The 16,424-nt window shown below is 67.5% G+C and carries 17 protein-coding genes; 16 read left to right on the forward strand and 1 reads right to left on the reverse strand.

The window, feature by feature from the left end:
• Positions 1-2 precede the first annotated feature (2 nt).
• The 6 genes from F2P47_RS01350 (at position 3) to F2P47_RS01375 (ending at position 5,169) form a co-directional block, all read left to right on the forward strand.
• Positions 3-212, forward strand: coding sequence for a phage head-tail joining protein (locus tag F2P47_RS01350; protein ID WP_023851464.1), 210 nt, complete (start codon positions 3-5; stop codon positions 210-212).
• Positions 212-1,765 carry a phage portal protein gene (locus F2P47_RS01355; protein WP_152214357.1) on the forward strand — a complete coding sequence of 518 codons (1,554 nt, stop codon included), beginning with the start codon at positions 212-214 and terminating at the stop codon, positions 1,763-1,765. The genes F2P47_RS01350 and F2P47_RS01355 overlap by 1 nt, the downstream gene beginning before the upstream one ends.
• A gap of 5 nt (positions 1,766-1,770) precedes the next feature.
• A complete protein-coding gene (locus F2P47_RS01360; protein WP_152214358.1) occupies positions 1,771-3,816 on the forward strand; it encodes a prohead protease/major capsid protein fusion protein in 2,046 nt (681 codons plus the stop codon).
• Positions 3,817-3,896: 80 nt separating this feature from the next.
• A complete protein-coding gene (locus tag F2P47_RS01365) occupies positions 3,897-4,232 on the forward strand; it encodes a DUF2190 family protein (RefSeq protein ID WP_152214359.1) in 336 nt (111 codons plus the stop codon).
• Positions 4,232-4,543, forward strand: coding sequence for a head-tail joining protein (locus F2P47_RS01370; protein WP_152214360.1), 312 nt, complete (start codon positions 4,232-4,234; stop codon positions 4,541-4,543). Before F2P47_RS01365 ends, F2P47_RS01370 begins: the two co-directional genes overlap by 1 nt.
• Positions 4,540-5,169 (forward strand): DUF6441 family protein, encoded by a 630-nt coding sequence (locus tag F2P47_RS01375; RefSeq protein WP_152214361.1) that lies wholly within the window; start codon positions 4,540-4,542, stop codon positions 5,167-5,169. Before F2P47_RS01370 ends, F2P47_RS01375 begins: the two co-directional genes overlap by 4 nt.
• On the opposite strand, the gene F2P47_RS01380 is transcribed toward F2P47_RS01375, so the two are convergent.
• Complete coding sequence (locus F2P47_RS01380; RefSeq protein ID WP_152214362.1) at positions 5,166-5,648, reverse strand: hypothetical protein; 483 nt, start codon at positions 5,646-5,648, stop codon at positions 5,166-5,168. The two genes, F2P47_RS01375 and F2P47_RS01380, sit on opposite strands and share 4 nt — an antisense overlap.
• An 84-nt stretch (positions 5,649-5,732) precedes the next feature.
• Here F2P47_RS01380 and F2P47_RS01385 point away from each other — a divergent pair, with 84 nt between their 5' ends.
• From F2P47_RS01385 to F2P47_RS01430, 10 genes are all read left to right on the forward strand, one after another.
• The gene (locus tag F2P47_RS01385) at positions 5,733-6,152 is read left to right on the forward strand and encodes an acyl-CoA transferase (RefSeq protein WP_152214363.1); all 420 of its coding nucleotides are present in this window, start codon (positions 5,733-5,735) and stop codon (positions 6,150-6,152) included.
• A gap of 24 nt (positions 6,153-6,176) precedes the next feature.
• Positions 6,177-7,133 (forward strand): phage tail tube protein, encoded by a 957-nt coding sequence (locus F2P47_RS01390; protein WP_152214364.1) that lies wholly within the window; start codon positions 6,177-6,179, stop codon positions 7,131-7,133.
• Positions 7,133-7,588, forward strand: a complete 456-nt coding sequence (locus F2P47_RS01395) for a hypothetical protein (RefSeq protein WP_152214365.1) — start codon at positions 7,133-7,135, stop codon at positions 7,586-7,588. Before F2P47_RS01390 ends, F2P47_RS01395 begins: the two co-directional genes overlap by 1 nt.
• Positions 7,585-7,827 carry a DUF7697 family protein gene (locus tag F2P47_RS01400; protein WP_204886465.1) on the forward strand — a complete coding sequence of 81 codons (243 nt, stop codon included), beginning with the start codon at positions 7,585-7,587 and terminating at the stop codon, positions 7,825-7,827. Before F2P47_RS01395 ends, F2P47_RS01400 begins: the two co-directional genes overlap by 4 nt.
• Entirely contained in the window at positions 7,808-10,228 is a 2,421-nt protein-coding gene (locus tag F2P47_RS01405) for a phage tail tape measure C-terminal domain-containing protein (RefSeq protein WP_152214366.1), read from the forward strand. The genes F2P47_RS01400 and F2P47_RS01405 overlap by 20 nt, the downstream gene beginning before the upstream one ends.
• A gap of 98 nt (positions 10,229-10,326) precedes the next feature.
• Positions 10,327-10,509, forward strand: coding sequence for a ubiquitination-like system serine protease family protein (locus F2P47_RS17850; RefSeq protein WP_246176697.1), 183 nt, complete (start codon positions 10,327-10,329; stop codon positions 10,507-10,509).
• On the forward strand, positions 10,509-11,135 hold the full coding sequence (locus F2P47_RS01415; RefSeq protein ID WP_152214368.1) for a DUF2460 domain-containing protein: 627 nt from the start codon (positions 10,509-10,511) through the stop codon (positions 11,133-11,135). The genes F2P47_RS17850 and F2P47_RS01415 overlap by 1 nt, the downstream gene beginning before the upstream one ends.
• The gene (locus F2P47_RS01420; protein WP_152214369.1) at positions 11,132-12,019 is read left to right on the forward strand and encodes a DUF2163 domain-containing protein; all 888 of its coding nucleotides are present in this window, start codon (positions 11,132-11,134) and stop codon (positions 12,017-12,019) included. The genes F2P47_RS01415 and F2P47_RS01420 overlap by 4 nt, the downstream gene beginning before the upstream one ends.
• Position 12,020: 1 nt before the next feature.
• Positions 12,021-12,494 carry an NlpC/P60 family protein gene (locus F2P47_RS01425; protein ID WP_246176686.1) on the forward strand — a complete coding sequence of 158 codons (474 nt, stop codon included), beginning with the start codon at positions 12,021-12,023 and terminating at the stop codon, positions 12,492-12,494.
• A gap of 3 nt (positions 12,495-12,497) precedes the next feature.
• Entirely contained in the window at positions 12,498-16,415 is a 3,918-nt protein-coding gene (locus F2P47_RS01430; protein ID WP_152214370.1) for a baseplate multidomain protein megatron, read from the forward strand.
• Positions 16,416-16,424: the final 9 nt, after the last annotated feature.

Here is a 16,424-nt window from a genome sequence, read left to right on the forward strand (position 1 = left end):
AGATGACCGACTGGACGGAAACCGAGTTGTCGGCGCTGCGCCGTGCCTATGCCAGCGGCACGACCCGGGTCAGCTATGACGGCAAGTCGGTGGACTACGGCTCGGCCGAGGATCTGCTCGCCCGCATCCGGACCATCGAACGTGCCATTGCAGGCGTCAGCCGTCCACTGCCGGTGGCCGGACTGGCTGGCTTCTCGCGCGGGGATCGCTGATGTCGGCGACCTGGTTCGATCACGCCATCGCCAAGGTGGCCCCGCGCATGGCGGCGCGCCGCGTCATGGCGCGACAGGCCTTCGAAACCCTGACACGGGGCTATGACGGAGCGGCGCGCGGACGGCGGACGGAGGGCTGGCGCGCGCCGGGATCCTCGGCCGACACCGAGATCGGCGTGGCCGGGGCGCTGCTGCGCGACCGGATGCGCGATCTGGTGCGCAACAACCCGCATGCGGCCAAGGCCGTGGCGGTGCTGGTCAACAACATCATCGGCGCGGGCATCATGCCGCGCGCCGCCAGCGGTGACGACAAGCTGGACCGCAAGGTCGATGCCTTGTTCGAACGCTGGACGGCGGATTGCGACGCCGACGGTCAGCTCGACTTCTATGGGATGCAGACGCTGATCTGCCGCGAGATGGTCGAGGCGGGCGAGGTTCTGGTGCGCCGCCGCCTGCGGCGGGCGAGCGATGGCCTGCAAGTGCCGCTGCAACTGCAGGTGCTGGAGGCCGACTTTCTGGATGCCACCAAGTCCGGCGTCCTCGGCGCGGGCCGCCTCGTGCAGGGGATCGAGTTCGACTCGGTCGGCAGGCGCCGGGCCTATTGGCTGCATGCCGAGCACCCGGGCGACGCCTGGGGAGCGCTGCGCGGCGGGCTCGACAGCCGCCCGGTCCCCGCGACCGAGATCGCGCACATCTACGAGAAGCAGCGCACGCAGGCGCGCGGCGTTCCGTGGGGCGCGCCGGTGATCCGCAGCTTGCGCGATCTCGACGACTATGAAGTAGCCGAACTGGTCCGCAAGAAGACCGAGGCCTGCGTCACCGCCATCGTGTTCGGCGACGACGAGGCGCAACAGGGCATCGCGCCTTCCGTGGTCGACGCCGACGGCAACCGGGTCGAGCAGTTCGAGCCGGGGCTGATCGCCTATGCCCGTGGCGGCAAGGACATCCGGTTCAACCAGCCGTCGGCCACCGGCGGCTATGGCGAATACAAGCGGGCGAGCCTGCACACCATCTCGGCCGGGTTCCGCGTGCCCTACGAGTTGCTGACGGGGGACCTGTCCCAGGTCAACTACTCCTCGATCCGGGCCGGGCTGGTGGAATTCCGCCGCCAGATCGACGCCGTGCAGTGGCAGTTGTTCATCCCGATGTTCTGCGCGCCGGTCTGGCGCTGGTTCACGGAAGCCGCCTGGGCGGCGGGGCAGATCCCGTCGCCGACCGTGCCGGTTGAATGGTCGCCGCCGAAGTTCGAGGCGGTCGATCCGCAGAAGGACGCGATGGCGAACCTGCTGTCGATCCGCTCCGGCACCATGACGCTGGCGGAGGTGATCGCGAAGCAGGGACGCAACCCCGACGCGGTGCTGGCCGAGATCGCCGCGACCAACACCAAGCTCGACGCGCTCGGGCTGGTGCTCGACAGCGACCCGCGGCGCGTGACTAAGACCGGCAGTGCGCAGAGCAACGATCCGGCCGCCGATCAGACAAACGATCCGGCCGACGACGAACCGGCCGCCGACGCGAACAATGATTCGGCGCAGGCCGACCAACAGGACTGACCCTCATGGACACGATGATTGAACTGCCGGCCATGCGCCGGTCGGCGGAGCTTGCGCCGAACACGGCCGACGCCGACACCCGCACCGTCGAGGTGGTCTGGTCGGCCGGGGCCCGCGTCCGCCGCGCGACCTTCTTCGGCGAACCCTATGACGAGGAACTGAGCCTCGACCCAGCCCATGTGCGGCTCGACCGGCTGAACGCGGGCGCGCCCTTCCTGAAGGTGCACGAGCTCGACACGCTGGATGCGGTGATCGGGTCGGTCGTGCCGGGCTCGGCGCGGATCGAGAATGGCCGCGGCATCGCCTTGGTGCGGATCAGCGAGCGTGCCGATGTCGAGCCGATCTGGCGCGACATCCAGGCCGGGCACATCCGCGCGGTCTCGATCGGCTACCAGGTCCACCGTTTCGAGGTCTCGAAGCCCGAGGCCGCGCGCGAGCTGTGGCGTGCGGTGGACTGGACGCCCTTCGAGGTCTCCGCCGTCGCGGTTGGGGCCGACCCCGCCGCGGGCTTCCGCGCCCAGCACCCCCTTCACGACTGCGTCCTCCACCGCCGGGACGCCCCTTCCAGCAAGAAAGGACCCATTCCGATGACGGACCAGACCAAGACCCCGGCGAGCGACGCCGCAACCCAGCCGGCCGAGCCGGTCGAAACCGAGGACACCCCCATGACCGAGCCGAATGCGGCTGCGCCCGAACCCGAGGTCGCCGCCAGCGAGACCCGCTCCCAACCGAAGGCGCAGGCAACTCCTGCGCCCGACACCGAAGCCGTCGCAACCCGCGCCCGCGAAGCCGAGCGCAACCGCGTCTCCACCATTTACGATCTGGCGGGGCGGCTGAACCTCGAGCGCGGTTTCGCCGAGGATTTGGTGAAGCGCGGTGTCAGCGTTGACGAATCCCGCCGCCTGATCCTCGATCAGGTCGCCGCGAAGTCCGACGAGACCAGAACGTTCCCGCATGTCTCGGTTCCCTTGGGCGGCCGCGACGAGAGGATCACCCGCCGCGACGCGGTGGCGAATGCGCTGCTGCACCGCTACAGCCCGACCCTCTTCCAGCTTGAGGATGCGGCACGCCAGTATCGCGGCATGACGCTGCTGGAACTGGCCCGCGAAAGCCTCGGCAATGCCGGGGTGAACACGCGCGGCCTGTCGCGCGACGAGGTGGCGACGCGCGCGCTGCACTCGACCTCGGACTTCCCCGAGATCCTCTCGGCCGTCACCAACAAGACGCTCCGGCAAGCCTACGAGGCCTATCCCCGCACCTTCATGCTGTTCTGCCGCCAGGTGCTGGCCACCGACTTCAAGGCCATGCACCGGGTCCAGCTCGGCGAAGCGCCGCAGCTTCTTGAGGTCGGCGAGAGCGGCGAGTTCAAGCGCGGGACGCTGGGTGAGAGCAAGGAGAGCTACAAGGTCAAGACCTATGGCCGGGTGGTCGCGATCACCCGCCAGACGCTGATCAACGACGATCTCGACGCCTTCACCCGGATCCCGGCGATGTACGGCAACTCCATCGCGCAGCTGGAAAGCGACGTGGTCTGGGGCATCATCACCGCCAACCCGGCGATGGCCGACGGCAACGCGCTGTTCCACGCCAACCACAAGAACCTCGCCGGCACCGGCGCGGCACTCGCGGTCGATGCGGTCGGTGCGGCTCGGGCGGCGATGGCCAAGCAGACCGGGCTCGACAAGAAGACGGTGCTCAATATCCGCCCCGCCTTCCTGATCGTGCCGGCTTCGCTGGAGCTGAAGGCGGAACAGCTGGTCGCGCAGAACCTGGTGCCGGCCGCGACCGCGAGCGTGGTGCCGCAATCGATCCGCACGCTCGCGCCGATCAGCGAGCCGCGGCTCGATGCGGTCAGCGAAACCGCCTGGTATCTGGCGGCCAGCCCGAACCAGATCGACACGATCGAGTACGCCTATCTCGAAGGCCAGCAAGGCGCCTACATCGAGACGCGGAACGGCTTCGACGTCGACGGCGTCGAGATCAAGTGCCGCCTCGACTTCGGCGCCAAGGCCATCGACTGGCGCGGTCTCTACAAGAACCCGGGCGCGTAACCCGCACCCCAACATGCTGAACCCCGACACACGGGCGGTCCTGACGGGCCGCCCTTCGTCTTTCCAAAAGGATCCTCCCCATGAAAACCTACGTCCAGCCCGGCAATACCATCACCCTGACCGCGCCCTATGCCGTCGCCTCCGGCGATGGCCTGCTCGTCGGTTCCATCTTCGGCATCGCCGCTGGCGCGGCCGCCCTCGGCGAGCCCGTCGAGACCGCGCTCGTCGGCGTGTTCGACATCACCAAGGTCGGCTCCCAGGCATGGACCGCCGGCGCCAAGGTCTATTGGGACGACACGAACAAGCGCTGCACGACGGTCGCGACCGACAACACCCTCATCGGCGTGGCCGTCGAGGCGGTGGCGAGCGGCGCGGGCGACACCATCGGCCGGGTGCGCCTGAACGCGACGTTCTGATGAGCGCCTTCGCCGCCGCCGTCGGCGCGCTCTTCGCCGATCCCAATGTCGGCCGGGACGCGGTCTATATCGCCGACGGCGGTGCGCCCGTGCTGGTGCGCGCCGTCGCCAGGCGTGCGGATGCGATCAGCGATTTCGGCGACGCGCGGCTCTGGTCCGAAACCACGAGGATCGACCTGCGCGTCGCCGAGGTGGCGAACCCGCGCCCGGGCGACCGTATCGAGATCGACGGAGACGCCTTCCTCATCCAGGGCGAGCCGGTCCGTGACCGCGAGCGGCTGGTCTGGACTGTCGATCTGAGGCCCGCGTGAAACTGAAGCTCGACATCGATCCAGACATCGTCGCGATGATGGCGGCGGAGGTGGCAGCGGGCGAACGCGCGGTGACCGCCGCCATGCGAGAGGCCGGGACCGGGCTGAAGAGCGCCTGGCGGTTGCAGATCACCGGCGCGGGGCTCGGGCCCCGGCTGGCCAATTCGATCCGGAGCCAGAACTTCCCGAGGTCGGGCGAGAGCCTCGATGCGGCGGCGCTGGTCTGGTCGAAGGCCCCGGTCATCGTCGGAGCGCATGACACGGGACCGCTGATCCGCTCCAAAGACGGGTTCTGGTTGGCGATCCCGCTGCCCGCCGCAGGCAAATCCCTGCGCGGCGGCCGGATCACGCCCGGTGAATGGGAACGACGACGGGGCCTGCGCCTGCGCTTCGTCTATCGCCGCGCGGGTCCGAGCCTGCTGGTGGCCGAGGGACGGCTGAACACGAAGGGGCAGGCTGTCGTGTCGCGATCGAAGACCGGGCGCGGCAAGGTCACCGCGCCGATCTTCCTGCTGGTGCCGCAGGTCAAGCTGCCGAAGCGGCTGGATCTGGCGCGGGACGCAGACCGGGCGTTGGACAGCGTGCCGGGGTTGATCGTCGCGAACTGGGCGGATCAGCGGTTCTAACGCAACCCATGCATCACATCTTCGCATTCAGCCCGAATGTTCTTAGCACTCGCAGCTGACGACCAATCAGCCCAGCCGATGTGCGCCAGCCCGGTCGTCTGCCTCTTCTTCTCGTAGAGTTCCCGAGCGACGAGCTTGGGGAGCATGACCGCGTCGTAGAGGGCATAGTTGCGGTGCCACCGAACTGCCGCGAACCAGTCCGCCTTATCGAGATTGTGCTGCTTCAACGAAACGCGGGGGTAAGGGCCATCGGTGCCGAGGATCCGCGATTTAACCTCAATGAGGCCAAATTGCGGGGAGCGGACATCGGATCCGCGGTTGTTGCCGCCAATAACCTCGCCGCCGGTTGCGATCGAGACCAGGAGTTCAGCCAAGATTTCGTGGCTGATCTTGTCATAACGGGCCATGCATTTCGCCGTCTGAAGAATGTTCCAGATCTCTCGCGCGTCTTCGGCCGCATGATCCTGTTTTTCGGACAAAAGACTATCTCCAATGCTCTCGGTTGAAGTTTCTGAATAGGCGGAGCGCGAAGAGCTAGCAACGCATCCCGAAGGGTTTTCCGCATGCCCACTCCCCGAGAAACCATCCTCACCGCGCTGCACGCGCGGCTCTCGGCGCTGCCCGCCACGGCCCTGCGCGGCGAGGTGCTGCCCGAGCGCGTGCCCGCCGAGGGTCTGCTGATCCTGCGCGACGGCGAGCCGGGGGAGCCCGAGGTGACGCTGTCGCCACTACGCTACCATTACCAGCATCGCGCCGAGATCGAGGCTGTCGTGCAAGGCGCCGACCGTGACGCCGCCTTCGACACGCTGGCCGCCAGCATCGGCGCAGCGCTCGCCGCGGACCGGACGTTGGGCGGGCTCTGCGACTGGGTCGAGGCGGAAGCGCCGCGCCCGGTCGATCTGCCGGTCGAGGGTGCGGCCAGCCTGAAGGCGGCCGTCATCCCGGTCATCCTGCACTATTCCACGGCCGACCCGCTGGCCTGACCCAACCGACAACAGGAGAACACCATGGCACGAGCCCAGGGGGCGCGGGCGCTGATGGCGCTTGCGTTCGAGACGATCTATGGAACGCCGCCCGCGAGCGGGTTCACCCGCATGCCCTTCGCCAGCAGTTCGCTCGGCGCCGAGCAGCCGCTGCTGAACTCGGAGTTGCTTGGCTACGGCCGCGATCCGCTGGCGCCGATCAAGGACGCGGTGACGGCCGATGGCGACGTCGTCGTGCCGCTCGACGCAGAGGCCTTCGGCTTCTGGCTGAAGGCGGCCTTCGGGTCGCCGACGACCACCGGAGCGGAGGCCCCGTACAGCCACGAGTTCCAATCGGGGTCCTGGACGCTGCCCTCGATGTCGATCGAGACCGGTATGCCGGAGGTGCCGCGCTATGCGATGTATTCCGGCTGCGTGCTCGACCAGATCACCTGGCAGATGCAGCGCTCGGGACTGCTGACCGCAACGGCGCGGCTAGTGGCGCAGGGCGAGACGGTGGGCACGACGACCAGCGCGTTCGGCGCACCCGCCTCACCACCCACCGCGCTGGAGCTGAAGCGCTTCGGCCATTTCAACGGAGCGATCACGCGCAATGGCACCGCCCTCGGCAACGTGGTCTCGGCCGAGATCACCTATGCGAACAACCTCGACCGGATCGAGACCATCCGCAGCGACGGGCGGATCGACGGCGCGGACCCGTCCATCGCGGCGCTGACCGGCCGGATCGAGGTGCGCTTCGCCGACCAGACGCTGGTGACGCAGGCGATCAACGGCGAGGCCTGCGAGATGGAGTTCGCCTACGTCCTGCCCTCGGGCGAGAACTTCACCTTCACCGTGCACGCCGTCTACCTGCCGCGCCCGCGCATCGAGATTTCCGGGCCGCAGGGCGTGCAGGCCACCTTCGACTGGCAGGCGGCGCGCGACAGCGTGGTCGGGCGGATGTGCACCGCAACCCTCGTGAACGATGTGGAGACGTATTGATGCTGACGCTTGACCTGACGAACGCGCCGCGCTGGCACGACCTTGCGCCCGGCGTCCGGGTGCAACTGCGCCCACTGACCACGGCGCTAATGGTGGCGACGCGCAGCGATCCGGCCGTCGAGGCGGTGCCGGAAGAGGCGTCTGACGAGGAGCGCGCCGTCGCCTTCGCCAAGGCGCTGGCGCGACGCGCCGTGCTTGCCTGGGACGGCATCGGGGACGCGGACGGCAAGCCCATCGACCCAAGCCCCGAGGCCATCGACGCGCTGCTCGATGTCTGGCCGATCTTCGAGGCCTTCCAGCTGACCTACGTCTCGAAGGGCCTGCTGCTGGAACTGGAAAAAAACGCCTCCGCGCTCTCGCCGAATGGTCCTTCGGCGGGGGCGACCGATACTGCGAAGCCTGCGCACCCTACGAGGGCCGCGAGCAAGCCTGCCCGGACTGCCCGGCGCGGTTGAACCGTCCGGAAACGCCAGAGGGTTGGCAGGTCTGGGACCTTGTCGGCCGTCTGGGTGGCCAGCTGCGTGTCCTGCCCGGCGCGGTGATTGGCTGGGACCTGTCGGCGGCGCTGGCGCTCGGTGACGCGCTCGGCGTGCCGCCGCTCGCCATGGCCGAACTGCTGCCCGTCATCGAGGCGGTGATGGTCGCCAAACTCAACGAACAGATGGATCACTCCAATGGCGGAAAAACGGGTTAGCGTCCGCCTCGCGGCCGTGGGTGGGCGACAGGTGCGCGCCGAGCTGGAAGGTGTCGGCGAGGCCGGGTCGCGTGGCTTTGGCCGTCTCAGCCGGGAGATGGAAGCGGCGAACGCCCGGCTCGCAGCCTTCTCGCGCCGGGTTCGCGTGGCCTCCGCTGCCGCAGTTGCAGCCGCAACCGCCGCTGGCGTGGCGATGATCCGCTCCGGGCTGCAGACCGTCGATGCGCAGGCGAAGCTGGCGCAGTCGCTTGGCACCACGGTTGCCTCGATCCAGACGCTGGAGCGGGCGGGTGAGCTGGCGGGCGTGTCGATGTCCGGCATCGAGCAGGCCACGAAGGATCTGACGCGCCGTCTCAGCCAGGCAGCCGCCGGGAGCGGCCCGGCCGCCGACGCGCTCGACCGGCTGGGGCTTTCGGCCAACGAGCTGATCGCGCTGCCGCTGGACCAGCGGGTGGGCGCCATCAACGCCGCCATCGAGAACTTCGTGCCTGCCGCCGAACGCGCCGCCGTGGCGGGCCAGCTTTTCGGCGAAGAAGGCTCGATCGCCATGTCGCGGATCGACACCGCGACGCTACGCCAGGCGACCGAGGACGTCCTCGCGTTCGGAGTGGTCGTCTCCGAACAGGACGCCGACCAGATCGAGCGGACGAACGACGCCATCTCCCGGCTCGGGCTGATCTGGCGCGGGCTGTCGAACCAGCTTGCCGTCGCAGCGGCTCCGGCGCTGGAAGCCGTCGCCAACGCCATGGCGGCGGTCGCCAGCCGCACCGGCCCGCTTGGCATCGCGATCCGGGGTCTCTTCGACAACATCGGTCGCCTGACCATCTATGCCGGGACCTTCGCGGCCTTCCTTGCGGGCCGCTGGGTCGCTGGCATGGCCGCTGCCGCGCTCTCGGTCCGTGGCCTCGCCACGGCGCTGGTCGTCCTGCGTGGGGCGCTGATCCGTACCGGTATCGGCGCGCTGATCGTCGGCGCGGGCGAGCTCGTCTACCAGTTCACCCGTCTCGTCTCCGGCGCGGGCGGTTTCGGAGAAGCGATGTCGCTCCTGAAGGACCTCGCGGTCGAGGTCTGGGAACGCATCAGGATGGGCGCCGCAGCGGCGGGTGCCGCCGCCACGGCGATGTTCTTCGACCTGAAGGCCGATGCGGCGTCGGGCATGCAGAGCGCCATCGAGAGCGTCGTCGGTTTCGGGAATACGGCCGCGAACACCTTCGAGGGCGCCTACGAGGCGATCAAGGCGATCTGGGGTCTGCTGCCTGCCGCTATCGGCGATCTGGCGTTCCAGTCGGCCAACAGCCTCGTCGACGGCGTCGAGGCGATGCTGAACGGGGTGGTCTCGCGCATCAACGGCTTCATCGGCGGCATCAACCAGGGGCTGGAAGCCCTCGGGTCGGAGCGGCGCATCTCGCTGGTGCCCGACCTCGACCTCGGCGAGATCGAGAACCGCTTCGAAGGGGCGGCGACAGCCGCAACCATTGCGGCGCAGGCGGCGTTCGACCGGGCCTTCGAGGATAACCCTCTTACCGCACCCGATCTCGGACTCACGGAGGCGGCGAACCGGGCACTCGAGTCTGCGAATGTCTACCGTGGCGCGGCGCGCGATCTGGCCGAAGGAGCCCGCGCACCGCTCGAAAGCTGGCAGGCGCTGCGCGATGCCGTGCGCGGCACCGACGAGGCGAGCGCGGATGCCCTGACCGAGGCCACGGGTGCTGCCGAGCGGTTGGAGACGGCGCTTGGTGAAGCCGGGCGCGCCGCGACGGGGGCTGGTGCGGCTGCCGGGGCTGCTGCTGCGGCGGCGGAGCCCGCGACCGAAGCCGCCGTCACCGGCTGGCAGGCCGTCACGGCGGCGCTATCGGACTACGCCAGCAAGGCCCGCGAGATTGGCGGCGATATTGGCCAGAGCCTCGTGAGCGCCTTCCAGTCGGCCGAGAACGCCGTCGGCCAGTTCGTGAAGACCGGCAAGCTGAACTTCCGCGATCTGGTCACCTCGCTGCTGGCCGATCTCGCCCAGCTGGCGGCGCGGCGCTTCATCCTCGGGCCGATCGCAAACGCGCTCTCCGGCGTGTTCTCCGGGGCGGGCGGCATCTTCGCCAGCGTCCTGCATGCGGGCGGGATGGTGGGGTCCGCGGGGCCGTCGCGAATGGTCCCGGCCATGGCCTTTGCCGCCGCGCCCCGCATGCATTCCGGCGGCATGGCCGGCCTCCGCCACGACGAGGTGCCCGCGATCCTGCAGCGGGGCGAGCGGGTGCTGTCACGTCGCGAGGCGCAGGCCTACGGCGCGGGCGGCGGGGTCAACGTCACCATCATGGCCCGCGACGCCGAGAGCTTCCGGCAATCGCGCACGCAGGTCGCCGCCGATATCGCGCGCGCGGTGGCTTACGGCTCGCGCAGGGGGTCGTGATGGTCAAGGCGGTGCTCGTTGACGATATCGACGGTGCCGCGGGACAGCGGCCGGGCGCCTACGAAATCGTGTCCAATCGCGAAGCCGGCACCGCGGGCATGGCCTTCCGATGCCCCTGCGGTTGCGGGAGCGAGGGCAATCTCCCGTTCAGGCCGGAGCCATCCCCTTCCTGGAACTGGAACGGAAACGAGGCATCGCCAACGCTTACGCCAAGTGTCCGGTGGGTCGGGGGCTGCCGGTGGCACGGCTGGCTCACCGATGGCGAATGGAGGGCTTGCTGATGGCGTTCCACGAAATCCGCTTCCCCGACAATATCAGCCGGGGCGCTCGCGGTGGCCCGGAACGGCGAACGCAAATAGTGGAATTGGCGTCGGGGGACGAAGAACGCAACGGCGCATGGGCCGGCAGCCGGCGCCGCTACGACGCCAGCTATGGTGTTCGCCGCGCGGACGATCTGGCGGCGGTGGTCGCCTTCTTCGAAGCGCGCAATGGACGGCTCTACGGATTCCGCTGGAAGGATTGGGCCGATTACAAATCCTGCCTTCCCAGCGGGCAACCCGCCATCGGGGACCAACTGATCGGGGTAGGCGACGGCGAAACCGTCGAATTCCAGTTGGCGAAAAGCTACGCCAGCGGCGCGCAATCCTACAGCCGCCCCATCACCAAGCCGGTCCTGGGTACAAGCGTCATCGCGCTCGATGCCGTGGAACAGGTAGCGGGCTGGGCGGTGAACACGGCCACCGGCATCGTCACCTTCGACACCGCGCCCGCCGAGGGCGTGCTCGTCACGGCGGGTTTCGAATTCGACGTGCCTGTCCGTTTCGATACGGATCAACTGGACGTTACGCTCGATATCGAGCGCCTCGGCTCCATCACCTCCATTCCTCTGATCGAGATCAAGCGATGAAGGCTTTGCCCGCCGCACTGCAAGCGCATCTGGATAGCGGCACCACCACCCTTGCCTGGTGCTGGCGCGTCGAACGCGCCGATGGCGAGGTCTTCGGGTTTACAGATCACGACCGCGCGATCTCCTTCGGCGGCACCGATTACGAGCCGGAAAGCGGTTTCAGCGCATCGGAGATCCGCGCGGGCTCGCAATTGGCGGTCGACGCCCAGGACGCCGAAGGGGCCCTTACGTCCGATCGCATCCAGGAAACGGATATCCTGGACGGCCGCTGGGATAATGCCGCAATCGAGGTTTGGCGGGTGAACTGGACCGCGCCCGCGCAGCGCGTTTTGATGCGGCGCGGGAATATCGGCGAGATCCGGCGAGGCAAGGTCTCCTTCATAACGGAGGTCCGTTCCCTTTCGCATGTGCTGAACCAGACGGTTGGGCGCACCTTTCAGTATTATTGCGATGCCGCGCTGGGCGATGGCCGCTGCGGCATCGATCTTGACGCCCCGGCTTTTCGCGGTGCCGGCGAAATCACGGCGGTTACGGCCGATCGCGTTTTCGAGGCTTCCGGCCTTGGCGGCTTCGCCGATGGCTGGTTCAGCATGGGCCATGTTGAATGGCTTACCGGCGCCAACGCCGGCCGCCGCGCGGAAGTCGCCGCGCACGGCTTTTCCGGCGGCACGGCGACGGTGGAGCTCGCGGAAGCCCCCGTGCGCCCGTTGGAAACCGGGGATCAGTTTTATATCCGCGCCGGTTGCGACAAGCAGATCGGCACCTGCCGGGCAAAGTTCGCCAACGTCGCGAACTTCCGCGGCTTTCCGCATATGCCCGGCGATGATGTGGTTATACGCTATCCGAACCGGGGCGACGAAAACAGCGGTGGAACGCTCCGATAAAATGATCGAGCAGGCCCGGCATTTCCAAGCCGCCATGGAAGCGGCCGATCCCGCGCGGGTGATCGCCGCCGCGCGCGAATGGATCGGCACGCCCTATCACGATCAGGCCAGTATCAAGGGAATCGGATGCGATTGCCTGGGCCTGGCGCGTGGCGTTTGGCGCGATGTGGTGGGGCCGGAACCGCAACGTGTACCGCCCTACAGCCGCGATTGGGGCGAGGTGGGCAACCGCGAGGTGCTTCTGTCGGGCGCGTTGCGCTGGATGTTGCCTTGCCCGCCGTTCCAAAGGGCGCCGGGCGATCTGGTGCTGTTCCGCATGCGGCAAGGCGCGATCGCGAAGCATTGCGGGATACTTACCTCCGACTCCCGCTTCGTCCACTCCTATGAACGCGGCGGCGTGGTCGAGGCACCCCTGACCGGCGCCTGGCGCCGGCGCATCGCCTTCGCGCTCCGATTCCCGAAAGAGGCCCGATAACCCATGGCATCGCTTGTTCTGGGCGCGGTCGGCACCGCCATCGGCGGTTCCATTGGCGGAACGTTCCTCGGCATGTCGGCGGCCACGATCGGCGGCATGATCGGCTCCGGCCTCGGATCGGTCGTTGACAGCCTGATCGTCGCGGGCATGCAGCCCAACCAGAATATTGTTGGGCAGCGGCTCGAAACCCTGCGGGTAACCACATCGATCGAGGGCGCCGTCTTGCCGCGCGTATTCGGGCGGATGCGAATTGGCGGCCAGATCATCTGGGCCACCGATTTCCGCGAAGAAACGCGCACGACATCGCAAGGCGGCGGCAAGGGCGGTGGCGGCGGTAGTGTCAGCGTAACCGAATATATCTACTACGCCTCCTTCGCGGTGGCCCTGTGCGAGGGGCCCATCGCCGGGGTCGGCCGCATATGGGCCGATGGCAAACCGTTCGATGTGCCCGGCGCTGTTTGGCGCGTCTATCAGGGTACGGAGGATCAGGAGCCCGATTCATGGATCGAGGCCAAGCAGGGCGCGGGAACCGTGCCCGCGTATCGCGGCACCGCCTATGTGGTCTTCGAGGAACTGCCGCTCGAAAAATTCGGCAATCGTATCCCGCAGCTTTCGTTCGAGGTTTACCGGCCGGACGATGAAACAGCGTCCAGCGAGCAACTCATTACCGCCGTCAATCTGATCCCCGGGGCCGGCGAATTCGTCTATGAAACGGCCCGCCAGCGGGACATTCTTACCGAAACCAGTAGCCGAACCCTGAACAATCACGCCGCGCCGGACAGGACCGACCTTGAGGTGGCGCTGGATCAATTGGCCGATGTTTGCCCCAACCTTGAATCGGTGGCGCTGGTCGTTGCCTGGTTCGGCGACGATCTACGCGCGGGCGACTGCACCCTTCGCCCCAAGGTCGAAGTCAATCACCGGATTTCCTTGCCGCACGCATGGAGCGTCGCCGGGATCGGGCGGTCGTCGGCGGCGGTGGTAAGCAGCTTCGACGGCCGCCAGGCGTTCGGGGGCACCCCTTCCGACGGTTCGGTCGGCCGCGCCATCGCCGCCATCAAGGCGCGCGGCTGGCGCGTGGCCTTCTACCCTTTCGTCATGATGGACATCCCGCCGGATAACGAATTGCCCGATCCATGGACCGGCGCCGCCGGCCAGCCGGCGTATCCATGGCGTGGCCGGATTACCTGCGATCCCGCGCCGGGGCAGGCGGGAAGCCCGGACAAGACCTCGGCGGCGGCCACGCAAATCAATTCGTTCTTCGGTTCGGCATCGCCGGGGGCCGGGGAATGGTCGTACCGCCGCATGATCCTTCACTACGCCAACCTTTGCGACTCGGCCGGCGGCGTGGATGCTTTCCTGATCGGCTCCGAATTGCGCGGGTTGACGCAGGTCCGAAGCAGCGCCTCCGCCTATCCCGCCGTAACCGCGCTGGCGCAATTGGCCGCCGATGTTCGCGCGATCCTGGGCGCGGGCACCGCGATCAGCTACGCCGCCGACTGGTCCGAATATTTCGGGCATCATCCGCAGGACGGAAGCGGCGACGTATATTTCCATCTGGACCCGCTCTGGGCATCCGCGAATATCGATTTCGTCGGCATCGACAACTACATGCCGCTTTCGGACTGGCGCGATGGGAACGACCATCTGGACGCGGAAGCCGGCTGGAAATCGATATACGATCCCGACTATCTGCAATCGAACATCGAGGGCGGCGAGGGCTTCGACTGGTACTATGCCAGCGGCGGCGATCGTGAAACGCAAACCCGCACCGCGATCACCGATGGCGAAGGCAAGCCCTGGGCCTTCCGCTACAAGGATCTCCGAAGCTGGTGGCAGAACGCGCATTACAACCGGCCCGGGGGCGTTGAAAGCGAAACGCCGACCGCCTGGGCGCCGGAATCCAAGCCGATCTGGTTTACCGAAGCGGGCTGCCCGGCGATCGATAAGGGCACGAACCAGCCCAATGTGTTTGTCGATCCCAAATCGGCGGAAAGCACCGCTCCGTACTTCTCGCGCGGCGAGCGCGACGATTTCATCCAGCGGCGTTATATCGAGTCGCTGATCGGCTACTGGTCCGATCCGGACAACAACCCGGCCTCGACCGAATATAGCGGCCGGATGATCGATGCCGCCAACATCCATATCTGGACATGGGACGCGCGGCCCTATCCCTATTTTCCCGGATTGCCGGATGTATGGAGCGATGCCGAAAACTGGCGCCTGGGCCATTGGATCGCCGGGCGGCTCGGTGCCGCCGGCCTTGGCTCGATCGTTCGCGCGCTGTGCCGCCGCGCCGGGCTGGCGGACGGGTTGATCGATACGTCGCTGCTGAACGCCACGGTGGCGGGCTACCTGATTCAGGGCATTGAAAGCGCCCGCGCCTCGCTGGGGCCGCTGATGCGCTTTTACGCTTTCGACGCGGTGGAAAGCGACGGGCTGATCCGCTTTGTTCCGCGCGGCGGCCAGCCGGTGCTTGAATTCGATTCCGACTCGCTGGTGGCCGCGCCGTCCCGCCAATCCGACGATCTCATGTTGACGCGCGGCCAGGAAACGGAACTGCCCCTCGCGCTGAAATGGCGGCTTCTTCGGGCGGACGAGGAATATAACGGCCTTACGGTCGAAGCCCGGCGGATCACCGTCGATACCGCGCGGATTTCAACCGAAAGCTTCTCGATCGCCGGCATGCAAGGCGACGCCGATACCCGCTGCCGCCGCGCGCTTTATGAAGCCTGGCTGGAACGCGAAACGGCCGCCTTCAGGTTGCCGCCGTCGCGGCTGGCGCTGGACCCTACCGATATCGTGCTGTTAGCCCATGACGGCCGCTTCATGGAATTCAGGATCGCTTCCGTCGCCGATGGCGAGGCGCGAGGGATCGAGGCGGCGCGGGCCGATGCCGCGATCCATGGCATGCGCCCGGGGCCCGATAGGGTACCTTCCCTGCCTATACCCGTTGGCTACGGCCCGCCGGTGGCGGCGCTGATGAATTTGCCCCGCTTGTCGGACGATGTTCCGGCGCATCGCCCCTACGCGGCCGTGCTGGCGCAGCCATGGTATGGCCGCAGCGCCATTTATCGCAGCGCGACCCAGGACAATTTCGAGCTGATCGAAACGCCCGGTTTGCCCGCACGCATGGGCGAACTGGCCGGGGATTTCTACAGCGGCCCCGTGGCGCGGTTCGATCTGGCGAATGAACTTTGGGTCAGTCTCTACTCGGGCCAGTTGAGCAGCGTCTCCGATATCGAACTGTTTGGCGGCGCCAACGCGCTGGCCGTGGAATCAGAAAGCGGCTTTTGGGAAATCGTTCAGTTCGGCGAAGCTGAACTTGTCGCGCCGGGGCAATACGTGCTGCGGCGCTTGTTGCGCGGCCAGTTGGGAACCGAAAGCGCGATGCGCGCTCCCGCGCCGGAAGGCGCCCGGGTGGTGGTGCTCGATAGCGCGGTCGTGCCCTTGCCGATTTCCGCCGATACGCTCGGGCTCTCATTCAACTGGCGCTGCGGCCCCGCCGCGCGGACGCCGGACGATTCCTCCTATGCCGAAATCGTCTTCGCGGCGACGGGCGTCGGCCTGCGGCCCTATTCGGTGGCGCATGTATCGCAACCCTTCCGCTTTCCGCGCGTGCCGGGCGATCTGGAAATCAGCTGGGTCAGGCGCACGCGCGCCGCGTCGGGCGATAGCTGGCAGGTGGCGTCCGTCCCGCTGGATGAAGACGCGGAAGCCTATGAAGTCGACATCATCGATGGCGAAACCGTCCTCCGCACCCTCGCCTCGAACCAACCGAGCGTCGTTTATACGGGCGCGCAGCAGACCGCCGATTGGGGCGCGCCGCTGGGGCCCGGCGATCAGCTCGCGGTCGTCGTCTATCAGATCAGCGCCACCTTCGGACGCGGCGCGCCGAAGGCTGAAACCCTTTTCTTCTGAGGTTTGCCC

This window comes from Parvibaculum sedimenti, from assembly GCF_009184905.1.
Lineage (GTDB): Bacteria > Pseudomonadota > Alphaproteobacteria > Parvibaculales > Parvibaculaceae > Parvibaculum > Parvibaculum sedimenti.